Origin of the sequence: Streptomyces sp. NPDC017448 (assembly GCF_044330565.1) — a bacterium.
Taxonomy (GTDB): domain Bacteria; phylum Actinomycetota; class Actinomycetes; order Streptomycetales; family Streptomycetaceae; genus Streptomyces.
This window is the reverse complement of the sequence record NZ_JBIRLM010000016.1, coordinates 24,200-39,400: the sequence shown is the minus strand read 5'-3', so window position 1 is coordinate 39,400 and position 15,201 is coordinate 24,200. Positions and strand designations below refer to the sequence as shown.

General features: G+C 74.4%; 12 protein-coding genes. 5 read left to right on the top strand and 7 right to left on the bottom strand.

What is annotated here, in order from left to right; all coding sequences use genetic code 11:
• Window positions 1–80: 80 nt before the first annotated feature.
• On the top strand, window positions 81–1,592 hold the full coding sequence (gene proP, locus ACH4K1_RS23990) for a glycine betaine/L-proline transporter ProP (RefSeq protein ID WP_398091538.1): 1,512 nt from the start codon (window positions 81–83) through the stop codon (window positions 1,590–1,592).
• An 87-nt stretch (window positions 1,593–1,679) separates the two neighbouring features.
• Here the strand turns inward: proP and ACH4K1_RS23985 are convergent, their stop codons facing one another.
• Window positions 1,680–2,639 carry a 5'-nucleotidase gene (locus tag ACH4K1_RS23985; protein ID WP_398091395.1) on the bottom strand — a complete coding sequence of 320 codons (960 nt, stop codon included), beginning with the start codon at window positions 2,637–2,639 and terminating at the stop codon, window positions 1,680–1,682.
• Window positions 2,640–3,115: 476 nt separating this feature from the next.
• Here ACH4K1_RS23985 and ACH4K1_RS23980 point away from each other — a divergent pair, with 476 nt between their 5' ends.
• On the top strand, window positions 3,116–5,173 hold the full coding sequence (locus ACH4K1_RS23980) for a neutral/alkaline ceramidase (protein WP_398091394.1): 2,058 nt from the start codon (window positions 3,116–3,118) through the stop codon (window positions 5,171–5,173).
• Window positions 5,174–5,177: 4 nt separating this feature from the next.
• Here ACH4K1_RS23980 and ACH4K1_RS23975 read toward each other — a convergent pair whose 3' ends face one another.
• The 4 genes from ACH4K1_RS23975 to ACH4K1_RS23960 form a co-directional block, all read right to left on the bottom strand.
• Window positions 5,178–5,660 carry an NUDIX hydrolase gene (locus tag ACH4K1_RS23975; RefSeq protein ID WP_398091393.1) on the bottom strand — a complete coding sequence of 161 codons (483 nt, stop codon included), beginning with the start codon at window positions 5,658–5,660 and terminating at the stop codon, window positions 5,178–5,180.
• 10 nt (window positions 5,661–5,670) lie between these two features.
• Window positions 5,671–7,281 carry an apolipoprotein N-acyltransferase gene (gene lnt, locus ACH4K1_RS23970; protein ID WP_398091536.1) on the bottom strand — a complete coding sequence of 537 codons (1,611 nt, stop codon included), beginning with the start codon at window positions 7,279–7,281 and terminating at the stop codon, window positions 5,671–5,673.
• 191 nt (window positions 7,282–7,472) lie between these two features.
• Complete coding sequence (locus tag ACH4K1_RS23965) at window positions 7,473–8,036, bottom strand: hypothetical protein (RefSeq protein WP_398091391.1); 564 nt, start codon at window positions 8,034–8,036, stop codon at window positions 7,473–7,475.
• A gap of 82 nt (window positions 8,037–8,118) precedes the next feature.
• A complete protein-coding gene (locus ACH4K1_RS23960; RefSeq protein WP_398091390.1) occupies window positions 8,119–8,904 on the bottom strand; it encodes a glutamate racemase in 786 nt (261 codons plus the stop codon).
• 58 nt (window positions 8,905–8,962) lie between these two features.
• On the opposite strand from ACH4K1_RS23960, the gene ACH4K1_RS23955 reads away from it, so the two are divergent.
• Entirely contained in the window at window positions 8,963–10,141 is a 1,179-nt protein-coding gene (locus tag ACH4K1_RS23955) for a glycosyltransferase (protein WP_398091389.1), read from the top strand.
• Window positions 10,142–10,189: 48 nt separating this feature from the next.
• Here ACH4K1_RS23955 and ACH4K1_RS23950 read toward each other — a convergent pair whose 3' ends face one another.
• Entirely contained in the window at window positions 10,190–11,488 is a 1,299-nt protein-coding gene (locus ACH4K1_RS23950; RefSeq protein ID WP_398091388.1) for a TerD family protein, read from the bottom strand.
• Between the two features lie 293 nt (window positions 11,489–11,781).
• Entirely contained in the window at window positions 11,782–13,404 is a 1,623-nt protein-coding gene (locus ACH4K1_RS23945; RefSeq protein WP_398091387.1) for a phosphodiester glycosidase family protein, read from the bottom strand.
• Window positions 13,405–13,884: 480 nt separating this feature from the next.
• Here ACH4K1_RS23945 and ACH4K1_RS23940 point away from each other — a divergent pair, with 480 nt between their 5' ends.
• Both ACH4K1_RS23940 and ACH4K1_RS23935 read left to right on the top strand, forming a co-directional pair.
• Window positions 13,885–14,373 carry a DUF6643 family protein gene (locus tag ACH4K1_RS23940; RefSeq protein WP_398091385.1) on the top strand — a complete coding sequence of 163 codons (489 nt, stop codon included), beginning with the start codon at window positions 13,885–13,887 and terminating at the stop codon, window positions 14,371–14,373.
• Window positions 14,374–14,535: 162 nt separating this feature from the next.
• On the top strand, window positions 14,536–15,126 hold the full coding sequence (locus tag ACH4K1_RS23935) for a hypothetical protein (RefSeq protein ID WP_398091534.1): 591 nt from the start codon (window positions 14,536–14,538) through the stop codon (window positions 15,124–15,126).
• Window positions 15,127–15,201: the final 75 nt, after the last annotated feature.

Here is a 15,201-nt window from a genome sequence, read left to right as displayed (position 1 = left end):
GAGAGGGCGGACCGATGGCCGGACCGGTACGGCGGGGACGTACCCCCCGACGCGGGAATGACAACGTGGCCGTGGAACGCATGGTCCGCACCCTCATCCGCCGGCGCAAGAAGTCGTTCCGCGAGGGGGACGTCACCGTCACCGATCCGCCGAAGGTCCGGCGCGCGGTGACGGCCGCGGCCCTCGGCAACACCATGGAATGGTTCGACTTCGGGGTCTACGCCTATCTGGCCGGCACGCTCGGCAAGGTCTTCTTCCCCTCCAGTTCGCCGGGCGCCCAGGTGGTGTCGACGTTCGCGACCTTCGCGGCGGCCTTCCTGGTGCGTCCGCTGGGCGGGCTGGTCTTCGGGCCGCTGGGCGACCGGGTGGGACGGCAGAAGGTCCTGGCGCTCACGATGATCATGATGGCGGTGAGCACCTTCGCCGTCGGTTTCCTGCCCACGTACGCGGCGGTCGGCTTCGCCGCTCCGCTGCTGCTCCTGGTCTGCCGGCTGGTGCAGGGGTTCTCCACCGGCGGGGAGTACGCGGGCGCCACGACGTACATCGCGGAGTACGCCCCCGACAAGCGGCGCGGCTTCCTGGGCAGCTGGCTCGACTTCGGCACCTTCGTGGGCTATTCGCTGGGTTCGGGGCTGGTCACCGTGCTCACCGCCGTCCTCGGCACGGACGGGATGGCGGACTGGGGCTGGCGCATCCCGTTCTTCGTCGCGGGCCCGATGGGCGTCATCGGACTGTACATGCGGCTCAAGCTGGAGGAGACGCCCGCCTTCCAGCAGGAGGAGGCGTACCGGGCCGCCGCGTCGCGGTCCGGCGGCGGGGACGATCCGGCCGAGGAGGCGCGGCAGTCGGGCAAGGGGCGGCTCAAGGAGATCTTCACCCGGCACTGGGAGGCCGTGCTCATCTGCATGGGCCTGGTGCTGCTCTACAACGTCACCAACTACATGGTGACGTCCTATCTCCCCACCTACATGTCCTCGACCCTGGGCGAACCGGAGACCACCTCCCAGCTGCTGGTGCTCGGCACGATGCTGCTGGTGGTGCTGCTCATCACCACCGTGGGCCGGACCTCCGACCGGTGGGGCCGCAGGCCGGTGTTCCTGGCGGGCAGTCTGGCCCTGATCGCGCTGTCCGCACCCGCCTTCCTGCTGATCCGGCAGGGCGGCGTCCTCCTGCCGGCGCTGGGGTGCGGGGTGCTCGGTCTGCTGCTCGTCTGCTTCGCGGGTACGGCGGCCTCGACGCTGCCGGCACTGTTTCCGACCCGGCTGCGGTACGGCGCGCTGTCGATCGCCTTCAACATCTCGGTGTCGCTCTTCGGCGGTACGACCCCGCTGTTCGTCTCGGGGTTGGTGGAGGCCACGGGGAACGAGATGGTGCCCGCGTACTACCTGATGGCCGCCGGGGTGATCGGGCTGGTGTCCACCTTCTTCCTGCACGAGACGGCGGGGAGTCCGCTGCGCGGTTCGGGTCCGATGGTGGAGACGCCCGAGCAGGCGCGTGAGCTGGTGGCGAGGAGCCGGACCGCGGCGGGCCGCCAGGCGCGCGACGTGTGGCTGCGGGTGCGGAACCTGTGGCGGGGGCCGTCGCGGCGCTGAGGGCGGGCGGCGCCCCCGTCCGCGATCACGCGCCCGCGGCCCGTACGCGCGGCTCCGTACGCCCGCGGGCTCCGGCTCCGTACGGGGTCAGGGGCCCGGGACCGCGGGGAGGGGCGCCGCCGGCTCGTTGAGCCTGCCGAAGGGGACGTGCACGCTCGGGGTGGTCCGGGAGGTGCTCTCCAGGTGGCCCTGCTGATCGTCGAAGAAGATGTGCGGCTTCAGGATGGCCATGATCCGGCCCTTGTCGATGCCGCCGAGGAAGAACGCGTCGTTGACGGTCACCCCCCACCCCTTGAGGCTCTGCACCGCCCGGTCGTGCGCGGGCGCGTTGCGCGCCGTGACGAGGGAGACGTGCAGGCGGATGCGGTAGTCGGGGTTCTTCCGGCGCTCCTGCTCCTCCCGCTGCTGAATGCGGTTCACGTTCGCCAGGAAGTCCCGCAGCGGCCCGGCGTCGTGCGGGACGGCGGCGTTGGCGATCTCGTGGGCGCGGAACTTCTCGAGCCCGCCCTCCTGGAACACCTGCTCCGACGCGTCCGTGGCCAGCACCCCGTCGAAGTCGAAGGAGATCCGCAGGTCGTGGTCGTCCGCGTCGTCCTCGTAGGGGGTGCCCAGCACGTGCCCGGCCGGCAGCCCGGCCGCGACCGCCTCCCGGACGTCCTTCTCGTGCGCCGAGAGGAAGAGGGACATGTTGAGGGCGGGCATGAAGCGGTGGGGCGAGCGGCCCTGCATGAAGACGGCCCGGGTGATGGGCAGTCCGTGGCTCTCTATGGAGCGCATGACCCGCAGCCCGGTGTCGGGGTCGTTGCGGGACAGGACGATGACCTCGACCAGGGGGTCGTCCACCTCGGCCAGGTCGTTCAGCGACAGCAGCCGCCGAATGAAGGGGAACGCGGTCCCCGGGCGGAGCGGGTCGCCGATGTGCCGTTCCTGGTGGGCGCGGTAGCTCTCCTCGCCCTGTTCACGGAAGACGGCGTCCGATTCGGTCAGGTCGAAGAGCGCGCTGGAGGCGATCCCGATCACCAGCCGGTCGGCGAGTTCGTAGGTCACGGCGTCCCCTCCGGTCGGCCCCTTGCCGACCCGCCCCCACTATCGCACCGCCGCACAACTGTTCCCCCAGGGGCCGGGTGTTCAGCTCGGCAGCGGGGCGCCGCCCCAGGAGGTGACCGGCGGCTTCCCGGCGGCGTACGGGTGCAGGGCGAGGGCGATACCCGCCGCGCCCTCCAGGAAGGCGGGCCGGTCGAGGGGGCGCTCCGCCCGGGCGCAGCCGAAGCCGAGGGGATCTGCGGGTCGAGCCCGTCCACCACCCGTGCCGCCGGCCGGTCGGCGGCGTGGAGGTCCGGGTCGCCGGTGTCGCGGGCGGTGCGCGGCACGATCCGGACGGCCCAAGGGATTTACCGACCGGTAGACGTCTATGCGGCGCAGGTCGCCCTGGCCTACGGTCGGGGCACCGCCCCCGCCCCTCCAGGCCGGTGTGCCGCCGGTCCGGGCCCGGGGCCGTCCCGACTCCCGCCCCAGGAGGTCCCATGCCACCCCCCGCCGCCCGCCGCTCCCGGCGCAGGCTCCCCGTCACGGTGCTCGCCGCCGCCCTCGCCGCGGTCACCCTCGGCGGCCCCTCCCCCGCCTCGGCGTCGGAGACCGCCGAGGCGGGCTACCTCGTCGGGCGCGGCATCGCCGACGTCACCGGCGAGGCCGCCGAGACCGGGATGATGGGCTACTCCAGCTTCGACCAGAAGACCTCGGGCATCCACCAGCGCCAGCGCTCGCGCGCCTTCGTCGTCGTCGACCGGGCGAGCGGCAAGCGCGTGGTGTACGTCAACGCCGACCTGGCGATGATCTTCCAATCCGTCCGCCAGGGCGTCCTCGCCCGGCTGAAGGAGCGTTACGGCAGCCTCTACGACGAGGCGAACGTCCTGTTGTCGGCCACCCACACCCACTCGGGGCCCGGCGGGTACTCCCACAACGTCGCCTACAACCTCTCCGTCCTCGGCTTCCAGAAGGAGACGTACCGGGCGATCGTCGACGGCATCACCGACTCCGTGGCCCGGGCGCACCAGGACCTCGAGCCCGGCACCATGCGTCTGGGCACCGGCACGCTCACCAACGCCAGCGTCAACCGCTCCCGCGAGGCGTTCGACCGCAACCCGGCCGCCGACCGGGCCGCCTTCCCCGACGCGATCGACCCGGCGATGACCGTGTTGCGCTTCGAGCAGGGCGGGGAGGACGTGGGCGCGATCAGCTGGTTCGCCACCCACAACACCTCGATCACCAACAGGAACACGCTGATCAGCCCCGACAACAAGGGCTACGCCTCCTACGCCTGGGAGCACGGCCACGAGGGCGTGCGCTACCTGGACGACGCCCCCGGGTTCGTCGCCGCTTTCCCGAACACCAACGCCGGCGACATGTCTCCCAACCTCAACCTGAAGCCCGGGTCCGGGCCCACCGAGGACGAGTTCGAGAACGCGCGCATCATCGGCGAGCGCCAGCTCGACAAGGCCCGCGCGATCCACCGGGACGCACGGCCCGTCGCCGGAGGCGTCGACTCCCGGCTCGCCTACGTCGACATGGAGAACGTGACCGTGGGCGGCGCGTACACCCCGGACGGCAAGGAGCACCGCACCTGTCCCGCCGTCGTGGGCGCGTCCACGCTCGCGGGCAGCGTCGAGGACGGCCCGGCGATCCCCCTCTTCGAGGAGGGCATGCGCACCCCTGTCGCCCCCATCCTCGAAGCGCTGCGCATCGACACCCCGTCCTGGCTCGCCACCTGCCAGTACCCGAAGGCGAGCCTGATCCCCACCGGTCTGCTGAGCGAGGTCCACCCGGTGACCCCGAAGCGGCTCCCCCTGCAGATCATGAAGATCGGCGAACTGCACCTGGTCGCCGCGCCGGGCGAGTTCACGATCGCCTCCGGCCTCCGCGTACGCCGCACGGTGGCCGAGCGGCTGGGCGTGCCCCTGGACCGCGTCCTGCTCCAGGGGTACGCCAACGCCTACAGCCAGTACGTCACGACGCCGGAGGAGTACGACGTCCAGAACTACGAGGGCGGCTCCACCCTGTACGGCCGCTACACGCTCCCCGCCTACCAGCAGGAGTACGCCCGGATCGCGGACTCCCTGCGCGCGGGCACCGCGCTGGACCGGGGCACGGCGCCGCCGGACGAGTCGGGGCGGCAGTTCACCTTCCAGACCGGGGTCGTGTACGACAACCCGCCCTCGGGCAAGGCGTTCGGCGCGGTCCTCGAGGCCCCGGAGGGTTCGTACGCGCGCGGCTCCACCGCGACCGTCGAGTTCGCCACCGGCCACCCGAAGAACAACGTCCGGCGGGGCTCCACCTTCCTGGAGGTCCAACGGCTGGAGAACGGCGCGTGGAAGCGGGTGCTGGACGACGGCGACTGGGAGACCACCTACCGCTGGACCCGGCTCAACGGCCTCACCGGCACCTCCAAGGCCACGGTCACCTGGAAGATCGCACCGGACACCGCGCCCGGTACCTATCGGATCGTGCACCACGGCGACGCGAAGAACCTGCTCGGAAGGGTCACGCCGTTCACAGGGGCGACGGGGGCGTTCACCGTGAGGTAGAGGTTCAGGTCGCGCGCGGGGTGGGCTGGAACCAGGCGGGGCCCTCGGTGAGCGCCTGCTTGATCCGGAAGAGGGCGAACTCGCCGAGCGGCGGGAGCCCGTCCAGGGGGAACCAGCCCACCTCCAGCGACTCGTCGTCGTTGACCCGCGCCTCGCCGCCGGTGGCCCGGCAGCGGAAGGTGATGTCCAGGTACTGGCAGCGGTCGCCGTTGGCGTACTGCACGGGATCCAGCGCCTGGGTGAGCACCACCCGCTCGGCCACGCAGTGGACGCCGGTCTCCTCCAGCACCTCGCGCTCCGCCGTCGCCGCCGGCTCCTCCCCCGGCTCGGAGATCCCGCCGACGACCGACCACTTGCCGGTGTCCGCGCGCCGCCCGAGCAGCACCCGCCCCTCGTCGTCGAGGACGACGGCCGTCACGCCGGGCAGCAGGAGCAACTGGTGCCCGGCGGTGGCCCGGAGCTCGCGGATGAAGTCGGGGGTAGCCATGGGCCCGAGCCTACGTGGCCGCTCGGCCGCCGCCGCGCGGCCCCCCGGCCCGGCGTGACCGGAGGGCCGAGACGCCCGCCCAGCCCACGGACGCCAGGGCGAGCAGCGCGATGACGCCCTCGGGCAGGGGCCCCATGCGGGTGGCGGGGGTGAGCGACGAGCGCAGCGGGACCTCCGCGACGAGGGCGTCGGGGGTGAACATCCCGCTCTTCTCCACGATCGTGCCGTCGGGCCGGATCACCGCGCTGACGCCGCTGGTGACGGGCACGACGACGGCCCGCCCGTGCTCGACGGCCCGCACCTGGCTCATGGCGAGCTGCTGGTAGGTCATCTCGCTGCGGCCGAACGTCGCGTTGTTGCTCGGCACGGCGATCATCTGTCCGCCGTGGGTGACGGTGGAGCGTACGGCGTCGTCGAAGGCGGCCTCGTAACAGGTCACGAGCCCCACCTCCGTCCCCGCCAGGTCGAACACGCCGACCTCGGTCCCGGGGACGAACTCGCGCTGCACCCGGTCGACGTCCTCGCTGAAGAACCGGGCGACCGTGCGCATCGGCATGTACTCGCCGAACGGCTGGATGTGCCGCTTGTCGTAGGTGGCGACCGGGCCCTTGTCCGGCTCCCACGCGATGAGCGTGTTGCGGAGGCTGTCGGGGCCCTTCTCGACGACCGAGCCGACGACCGTGGGGACGCCGATCGCCTTGACGGCGTCGTCGATGACGTCGCGGGCGTCCGCGTTGAGGTAGGGGTCGAGGTCGGAGGAGTTCTCCGGCCACAGGACGAAGTCGGGCTGCTCGGCCTTGCCCGCCTTCACCTCGTCGGCCAGCTGCGCGGTGCGCCGGGCGTGGTTGTCGAGGACGGCTCGGCGCTGGGCGTTGAAATCGAGGCCCAGGCGCGGCACGTTGCCCTGGATCGCGGCGACGGTGGCGGTGCCGTTCTCCGCCGAGTCGTCGACCAGCGGCAGTGCGGCGAGGGCTCCGGCGACCGGTACCAGGACGCTCGCGGCGGCCCCGGCGACGGCCGCGCGGGAGATCTTCCCGGTGCTCCGGTACGCCGTGGCCCGGCGTACCGCCTCGTAGAGGCCGAAGCCGCAGAGGACGACGGCGAAGGAGAGCAGGGGGGTGCCGCCGAACGCGGCGAGCGGCAGGAAGGCGCTCTCGGACTGGCCGAAGGCGATCTTGCCCCAGGGGAAGCCGCCGAAGGGGATCCGGGCGCGGACCGCCTCGTCCAGCGTCCAGACCGCGGCCGCCCAGAGGGGCCAGTACGCGAGACGGGTCACGGCGGCGATGCCCAGGCACCCCACGGCGATGAAGAGGGCCTCCGCGGCGGCCAGGGCCAGCCACGGCACCGGGCCGACGTCCTCTCCGGTCCAGTGCAGCAGCGGCAGCATGAAGCCGAGCCCGGCCAGGAGGCCGAGGCCGAAGGCGGCCCGGAGCCGGCGCCCGTGCAGCACCCAGCCCAGCAGCGCGAAACCGGGCAGCACCAGCCACCACACGGTCCGGGGCGGGAAGCTCGCGTAGAGCAGGAGCCCGGACAGGACGGCGGCGGCCGGGCGGAGGAGCCGGCGCGGCAGTCCGGTGGTCCGGGGCGCCGGCGGGGGCGGCGAATCGTCGACGGGGGTCATGGTGGCGCTCACCCGCCGGAGTCTACGGTGGGCGGCTGTGAGCGGCGGCGCTGACCTGCGCGGGGCCGGGGCGCGGGCGGTGACGGGCGGGCCCGCGGGCGACGGAACGGGGCGCCGGGGCGGAGCGGGACGCGCCGTGATGCGGGCGGGCTCGCGGGCAACGGGGCGGGGCGGTTTCGTCGGCGGCGGGGTCAGTCGCGGGGCCGGCGGCCCGTGGCCGGCAGGTGCAGGCGTTGGCGGATGAACCGTACGGCGGACTCCGCGTCGTCGACCGTGACGGTGAAGAGGCGGCCGTCGCCGAGGCGCAGGACCATGCCCTCGCCCTTGCGGACCACGACGGCGGTGCCCTGTTCGGGCCGCCAGCGGTAGCCCCAGCCGCCCCAGTGGCGCGGGGTGATCCGGGGGACGAACTCCGCGCCCGTCACATGGCTGAGCAGGATCCGGCGGCGCGGGAGGCCGGCGTGGCCGCAGCGGACCTCCAGGCTGTCCCCGTCGACCTTGACGGCGACGTGGACGAAGGCCAGCGTGCCGAAGAGGATCAGGAGTCCGGCGGCGAGGCAGCCGATCACCGACATCAGGAGCGGAGCGATGCCCGAGGTCCAGGCGCCGTCCACGGCCAGCTCGATGCCGAGCGCCACGCAGCCCGCGCCCGCGAGGGCCGGCAGCCACTGGAGCCGGTTGGTGGCGCGGCCGTTCCACTCCGCGGGCGACGCCTGGCTCGACCCGTGGGCGGCCTGCTCGGGGTGGTCCGTCATATGCGGCAGCGTAGCCGCGTTCGACCCGCCCGGCCGGGGCGGCGGGGGCCGATCGGGCTACGCCGTACCGCTGGGGGTCCGGTCAGCGGACGGGCGCTCCGGCGGCCAGGACGCGGCCTTCGGCGTACGTCAGCGCGGCGTCGGGGAGGGCGGCGACACGGCCGCCCTGGAGCACGGTGAGCGCGCCGGAGGGGGCGGCCGTCGGGGCGGGATCCGCCCCGATCCGGCGCAGCGCCTGGGCGGCGACCGCTCCGGCGGAGCCGTGCAGGGCGAGCGGCGGGCGGCCGGGGTGCTGCACGGCCGCGCGGATGCGGGCCGCGACCAGCTCGTAGTGGGTGCAGCCGAGGACGACGGCCCGGACGTGGGGCGGGGTGAGGGCGGCCGCCGCGGCGACGGCCCGGTCGATCCCGGCCTCGTCGCCGTGCTCGACGGCGTCGGCGAGGCCGGGGCAGGGGACCTCGGTGACCTCCGCGGCGCCGCCGAACCGGTCGATCAGTCCGCGCTGGTAGGGGCTGCCGGTGGTGGCCGGGGTGGCCCAGATGGCGACGGAGCCGCCGCCCGCCGCCGCGGGCTTGATCGCGGGGACGGTGCCGATGACCGGCAGCGCGGGCTCCAGCTCGGCGCGGATCGTCGGCAGGGCGTGGACCGAGGCGGTGTTGCAGGCGATGATCAGCGCGTCGGGGCGGTGGGCGGCGGCGGCGCGGGCCACGTCCAGGGCGCGGGCGGTCAGGTCCTCGGGGGTGCGCGGTCCCCAGGGCATCGAGCCGGGGTCCGAGGAGAGCACCAGTTCGGCGTCGGGCCGCAGGCGGCGCACGGCGGCCGCTGCCGCCAGCAGGCCGATTCCGGAGTCCATGAGCGCGATCTTCACCCGGTCACCCTAGCCGACAGCCCTTGCGGACCGGGCTCGGTGGGGCAGACTTCGGCGGATGAGCGCCGTTGCCTGGATCGCCGTGGGTTCGCTGATCGCGTGGGTGTGGCTGCTGCTGGGGCAGGGCTTCTACTGGCGGACGGACCAGCGGCTCCCCCGGCGCGGCGACCCGGTGCGCTGGCCGTCGGTGGCGGTGGTGGTGCCGGCCCGCGACGAGGCGGAGATGCTGCCGGTGAGCCTGCCGTCGCTGCTGGTCCAGGACTATCCGGGGGACGCCCGGATCATCCTCGTCGACGACTGCAGCAGCGACGGCACCGGGCTACTGGCCCGGGACCTGGCCGCCCGGTGCGGCGGTCTGCCGCTGACCGTGGTGACGCCCGGGGAGCCGGAGCGGGGCTGGACGGGCAAGCTCTGGGCGCTGCGGCACGGAATCGCGGTGGCCCGGCGGGAGAAACCGGACTTCCTGTTGCTGACCGACGCGGACATCGCCCACGAGCCGGACAGTCTGCGCGATCTGGTGGCCGCCGCCGGCTCCGGCAGCGAGGGGTTCGACCTGGTGTCGCAGATGGCGCGGCTGCGGGTGGAGAGCTTCTGGGAGCGGCTGGTGGTGCCCGCGTTCGTCTATTTCTTCGGGCAGCTCTACCCGTTCCGCCGGGTGAACCGGGCCCGCTCGCGGACCTCGGCGGCGGCGGGGGGCTGCGTCCTGCTGCGGACCGAGACCGCCGAGCGGGCGCGGATTCCGGACTCGATCCGGCAGGCGGTCATCGACGACGTGTCGCTGGCCCGGGAGGTGCGGCGGGCCGGCGGCCGGATCTGGCTGGGGCTGGCGGAACGGGTGGACAGCGTGCGGCCCTACCCGCGGCTGGCGGATCTGTGGCGGATGGTCGCGCGCAGTGCGTACGCGCAGTTGCGGCACAACCCGCTGCTGTTGGCGGGGACGGTGCCGGGGCTGCTGCTCGTCTACGCGGCCCCGCCCGCGACGCTGGTGGCGGGGGTGCTGACGGGCGACGGGGCGGCGGCCTGGGCGGGCGGCGCGGCGTGGGCGGTGATGACGGCGACGTACCTGCCGATGCTGGCGTACTACCGCCAGTCCCCGTGGCTGGGGCCGCTGCTGCCGGTGACGGCGGTGCTGTACCTGCTGATGACGGTGGACTCGGCGGTGCAGCACTACCGGGGGCGGGGCGCCGCCTGGAAGGGCCGTACCTACGCGCGCCCCGAGGCCGCGCCCGACCGGTGACGCCGCGGGGAGGGGGGCGGCCGCTCCGGGCGGGCGCCGCGGGGCGGGTCACTTGCGGCCGGGCGTCCAGTTCATGCCCCAGCCGTAGGCGGCGTCGATGGTGCGCTGCGGGCTGACGCCGCGGTCGGGTACGAGGTAGCGGGCCTCGCGCCGCACGGTGAGGTCGCCGCCCTCGTGGGTGAGGAGGGCGAGGGCGCAGACGGTGGAGGGCACGGTGCATTCGTCGAGCGAGAAGTCGATGGGCGCGCCGTGCTGCGGCTGGAGGGTGACCGTGGCGTGCAGGTCGGCGAAGCTCCGCGCGCCCTCGTAGATGGTGACGAAGATCAGGACGCGCCGCAGCAGGTGCTTGTGGTCGAGGTTGATGGTCATGTTCTCGCCGCTGGAGACCGCGCCGGTGCGGTCGTCGCCGTCGAGGTGGACGAAGGGCGGCCGGTCCAGCGCGCCGAACGCGTTGCCGAGCGCCTGGACGACTCCCTTGCGCCCGTCGGCGAGTTCGTACAGGGCGCAGAGGTCGAGGTCGAGGTCGGCGTGGACGGCGACGGCCCGTCCGAGCTTGGCTCCCCAGCCCTTGAACTGCTTGCGCACCTCCCAGTTGAGGTTGACGCGCAGGGCGCCGGAGGTGCCGCCCTGCTTGGTGAGCGAGACGGACGGGGCGCTCTTGGTCAGCGTGACCTTGGTGAGCCGTACGGGGGCCGGCGGTGCGGCGGGGGCGGGCGGCGACGGGGCGGGGGCGGGCTGCGGGGCCGGAGCAGCGGGTCGGGGGGCCGATGCGGCGGGCGCCTGCGGGGCGGGGGCGGGCGGAGCGTGCCGCGGTTCGTCCACGGAGATGCCGAAGTCGGTCGCCAGCCCTGCGAGGCCGGTGCTGTACCCCTGCCCGACCGCCCGGAACTTCCAGACTCCCTGGCGCAGATACAGCTCGCCGAGGATGAAGGCGGTCTCGACCGTGGCGTCCGTACTGTCGAAACGGGCCAGCTCCGCGCCGCTCGCCGCGTCGGTGATCCGCACGTGGAGCCCGGTCACCCTGCCGAAGGCGCCGCCGTCCGCCGACGCGGCGAGGACGACGCGTTCGATCGCGGGCTCGATCCTGCCGAAGTCGACGACGAGGGTGTCGGTGACGCGGTCGCCGGTGGTCCGCTTGCCCTCGTGCCGGACCGCGCCGGACGCGTGCGAGGGCTGGTTGTAGAAGACGAAGTCCGCGTCGCTGCGGACCCGGTCCGCCGCCAGCAGGAGGGCGGAGGCGTCGACGTCCGGGGCGCCGGGCGCGGCCCGTCGGCCCACCTCGACGCGCACCGTGCCGGCCGGCACCGGAACGTTGCTTCCCTTGCTCATGGTCATGGTCGCCCCCATCACGTGTCCGGCTGCCCGCAGGCCTCTCCTCCCCAACCTATTCCCTTCGTCCGGGTACAGGCGGCCCGGTGGCGCGGAACCGGAGTACGCGGCGGTCGCCCTGGACACCGCGGGGACGCCGTGCGGCGCGGAGGAGCGCGCCCGGAGCGCCCTGCCGGGAGGCCGGCGGCGGTGCGGTCGCCGCTCACCGTCCAGGCGCGTCCGGGGAGCCGCCGCAGCTCCGCGGTGCGGGGGCCTCCCCGGCCGCCGCCCCACCGGGCGACGGCCGGTGGCCGGTGGGGCGGCGGCCGGGGTCAGTCGCGGCGGGGCAGGATCAACAGCGCTTCCCCGACCGGGCGTTCCCCGGCGGCGTCGGACGGGTCGGTCAGCAGCCGGTCGTTCACCACCATGGCCGTCGAACCGCCGCCGTCGAAGTTGACCGCGTCACGCAGCCCCAGCGACCGGGCGACGGCCGCGCTCTCAGGAATGCTGAGCCCGAGCGCGTCGGTGTCGCGCCCCTCCGCCGTGACCAGTACGGTCCGTCCGGCGGCGTCGACCCCGGCCAGGGTGCGCGGGTTCCGCTTGTGCGTCCAGCCGTAGTAGAAGCTCGGGTTGCCCGCGTGCACCATGCCGTCGGCGGCCGCCGTCACATGCGGCCTGCCGTCGCGGACCAGTTCAGGGCCGCCGTTGAGGATGCTGGTCGAGGGCGGCGTGGGCAGTGGACGGCCACGCCCGTCGAGCAACCCCGTCTTCACGCGCAGGCGTTCCCCCGGCCGGGCCAGCCGCGAGAGCTCCTCGGCCCGGTCGCCGGTGGCCTGGACGGAACCGCCGCCCTTCGGAAGTGCTCCGCCGCGCGGCGAACGGAGCTCCACCACCCGTCCGCGGGGGTCGAGGACGGCCTCGGCGCCCTCGCCCGCCGGGGTCTGCCGCCCGAAGTCCCCGGTGAAGGCGACGAGTTCGTCATCGTCGCGGCAGGTCACATCGTGCAGAGGCCGTGAGGTGGGGGTGTCGTCGGCGGTGCCGCCGCAGTTCCTGACGAGTCCCGGCACCCGGTTGATCCCATCCAGCGGCAGCTTCCCGGCGCGGCCGGCGATGTGCCCCGTCCAGGTGGTCCGGACGATCCGGCTCCGGCCGTCCTCGCCGGCCATCAGGGCGGGACGCCCGTTCACCGGCTCGCTCAGGGTCCGGCCGTCGTACACACCGACTCCGGCCGGGTCTCCAGGCGCTCCGGAACGCGGGTCGAGGACGAAGAAGCCGGAGTTCACCGCGGCCGTCGCTCCCCGGGCCGCAGCCAGGCCGCTGGGCTTCTCACGCTGTTCCAGATCGGCGCCGTACGACGCTTCGAGGCCGCCCCGGAACCGGCGCGGGTCGATGGTGAGGACGTCGACGCGCCACGGGCCCCGGTCCTCGGCGTTCCCGTCCCAGCCCGTGTACGTGGCCGCCCCGGCGTGTCCCGCCGCCCTCAGACGGCTCCGTTCGGCGTCCGCGGCGGACTGCGAGTCGAAAGCGCCCACCCGGACGCGCCAGCCGAGCGTGCCGCCCGCGTAGTCGGCGACGGCCTGTGCGGTCACCTTCTCGGTCCGGGCGTCGAAGCCCTCGCGCCGCAGTGCGCCCACCAGTTCCTCGGCGCTCGCCCGGTCCTTCAGAGCGGTCGGCGGCGCGTCGGGGTCCGGTGACGTCGCGCCGCCCGGAATGGAGACCTCGACCGTCCACGGCAGCGTCGGAGCATCCGCGCCGCGCACGATGCGGGTGAGCGTGACGCCGGGCTGAAGCGTCGTCGTCGTGCGCGTCTCGCTCAGGCCGGGCGCGCCGAGGGGCAGCACGCGCTCCGGTCCCGGCCCGCCGGGCGAGGCCGCGGCGGGACCGGGCAGCGTGCCCGCCGCCACCAGGACGGACAGCACCACGCCTGAGCCGAGCAGCTTCCTCTTCGTACGCACTCCGGACACCCGCATCTGCGGCACCCTTCCCTTCCGGCCTTCCGGCACTTCCACCTCCGGCACTCGCGACTTCTGCAGGACGGGCGGGTTCTCCCCCGTCCGGAACGGCGCAACAGATCGTTCCCCGCCGATTCCAGACCACCGGGACGACGGTCCGGGAACGCCGGGGAGGCCGTCCGGTGACAGCGGGGCGTCCGCCGGGGCCGGCCGGCCACCCCTCCACGCGTCGGGCGGACCGGACCCGCCCACGGTGCTGGCGGGAGAAACCACTCGTCAAGAGGCGTGCGCGGCCGGGCTCGGCGGTGTCATCGCCCCTCCCCCCGCCCGCGGCCGGAGGGGCGGGTTCCGCGGCGAACGACCGACGGTTAACGGGGGCTTTAGCGATGTTTAGGCACGTCGGCCAGATACAACCGGAATAAATCGGATAACCCGAAGATGAGGGCTCCCCATCCAGCACATCGTGGGCTTAACTTAGGTGGCATGACGTCCCCCCGCTCCACCTTCGGCGGCGGCTACTACGCCGCGTCGTTCCCCGACACTCCGATCTACGACTCCTTGGTCGCGGAGCGGGGAACCCCTCAGATCGCCCCCATCCGCGTCCCGGCCGCCTACGACACGGGCAGCAGCAGCTACCTGCCGGCCGTGCCGTCGGCGCTGCCCGCCCTGCCCGCGGCGCCGTCGCAGCAGACCGGCTCCTACGGCTACCCGCAGCAGCAGCCGATGCCTCAGTACCAGCAGGCTCCGGCGCAGCACGCGCCGATGCAGCCCGCCCACCTGCAGCACGCGCCCGCGCCGTACATCCCGCAGCAGCCCTCGGCGGCCCGCGGCTACCCGCAGCAGCCCCAGCCGCAGCGGCCCGCGCCCGCCACCGGGTACGAGGCGATGCGCCCGGCCTCGCCGCGACCCGTACCGGCGCAGTCGCCCTACGAGGACCCGTACAACCGGCCGTACCAGAGCCGGGGATACTGAACCTCGCTTCCGTCGTGCGGCACGGTGCGCCGGGGGACGCACCGGGCGCCGGGCGCACCCGGGACACGGGCACGCCGTCGGCCCTCGGCCGCACACCGGTCCCCGTCCGGCGGGAAGCCGATCGAGGGGGACGGAGGTTCAGCCGTGCGGGTGCCGTGGGGGATGCCGCGCGTGCGGCGCGGTCCGCCGGGCCGTGCGACCGACCGGCACGAGGCGTGGGTGGCGCTCGGGGCGCTGCTGCTCCTCCTGGTCGGCGCCCCGGCCGCGGGGTGGGCGGGCGGCTCGCTCGCCGACGCCTCGCTCCAGCGGTCGGTACGCTCCCAGCACGCGGAGCGCCACGCGGTGCGGGCGGTCGTGGTGGGTCCGGCGGCCGGACCGGAACGGTTGGCGGGTGATCCCGAGGCGGGGGCCGAACAGGCCGCGCGCACCCGGGTGGTGGCGTCCTGGCGGGCCCCGGACGGCAGTCCGCGTACCGGGGAGGTGGCCACCGCGGCGCGGCCCGGCCCCGCGGGGTCCGCGCTGCGCATCTGGACGGACGCGGCGGGGCTGCCGGTTCCGCCGCCGATGGACGGCCGCACCGCCCGGACCCACGCGGTGCTGGGCGGCGTCGGCGCCTTCCTGCTCGCCGCCGGATGCGTCGAGGCGGGGCGGCGGCTGATCGTGCGGCGCCTGGTGCGGCGGCGCCACGAACGGATCGACCGGGAGTGGGCCGCGACGGCTCCGCTCTGGGGCAGGACCGGAACGAGCGGCTGACCGCGCCCGCCCCGGGCAAGGGCCGCGGCGCCCGGCGGGGCCGACTCGTCAACTCCCTCCTCTCGCGCGCGCTAC

What these genes read in the sequence shown, in the direction of transcription:
- proP (WP_398091538.1), top strand. Translation starts at nt 81, where the DNA reads ATGGTCCGCACCCTCATCCGCCGGCGCAAGAAGTCGTTCCGCGAGGGG.
- ACH4K1_RS23980 (WP_398091394.1), top strand. Translation starts at nt 3,116, where the DNA reads ATGCCACCCCCCGCCGCCCGCCGCTCCCGGCGCAGGCTCCCCGTCACG.
- ACH4K1_RS23975 (WP_398091393.1), bottom strand. Translation starts at nt 5,660, where the DNA reads ATGGCTACCCCCGACTTCATCCGCGAGCTCCGGGCCACCGCCGGGCAC.
- lnt (WP_398091536.1), bottom strand. Translation starts at nt 7,281, where the DNA reads ATGACCCCCGTCGACGATTCGCCGCCCCCGCCGGCGCCCCGGACCACC.
- ACH4K1_RS23965 (WP_398091391.1), bottom strand. Translation starts at nt 8,036, where the DNA reads ATGACGGACCACCCCGAGCAGGCCGCCCACGGGTCGAGCCAGGCGTCG.
- ACH4K1_RS23955 (WP_398091389.1), top strand. Translation starts at nt 8,963, where the DNA reads ATGAGCGCCGTTGCCTGGATCGCCGTGGGTTCGCTGATCGCGTGGGTG.
- ACH4K1_RS23950 (WP_398091388.1), bottom strand. Translation starts at nt 11,488, where the DNA reads ATGGGGGCGACCATGACCATGAGCAAGGGAAGCAACGTTCCGGTGCCG.
- ACH4K1_RS23940 (WP_398091385.1), top strand. Translation starts at nt 13,885, where the DNA reads ATGACGTCCCCCCGCTCCACCTTCGGCGGCGGCTACTACGCCGCGTCG.
- ACH4K1_RS23935 (WP_398091534.1), top strand. Translation starts at nt 14,536, where the DNA reads ATGCCGCGCGTGCGGCGCGGTCCGCCGGGCCGTGCGACCGACCGGCAC.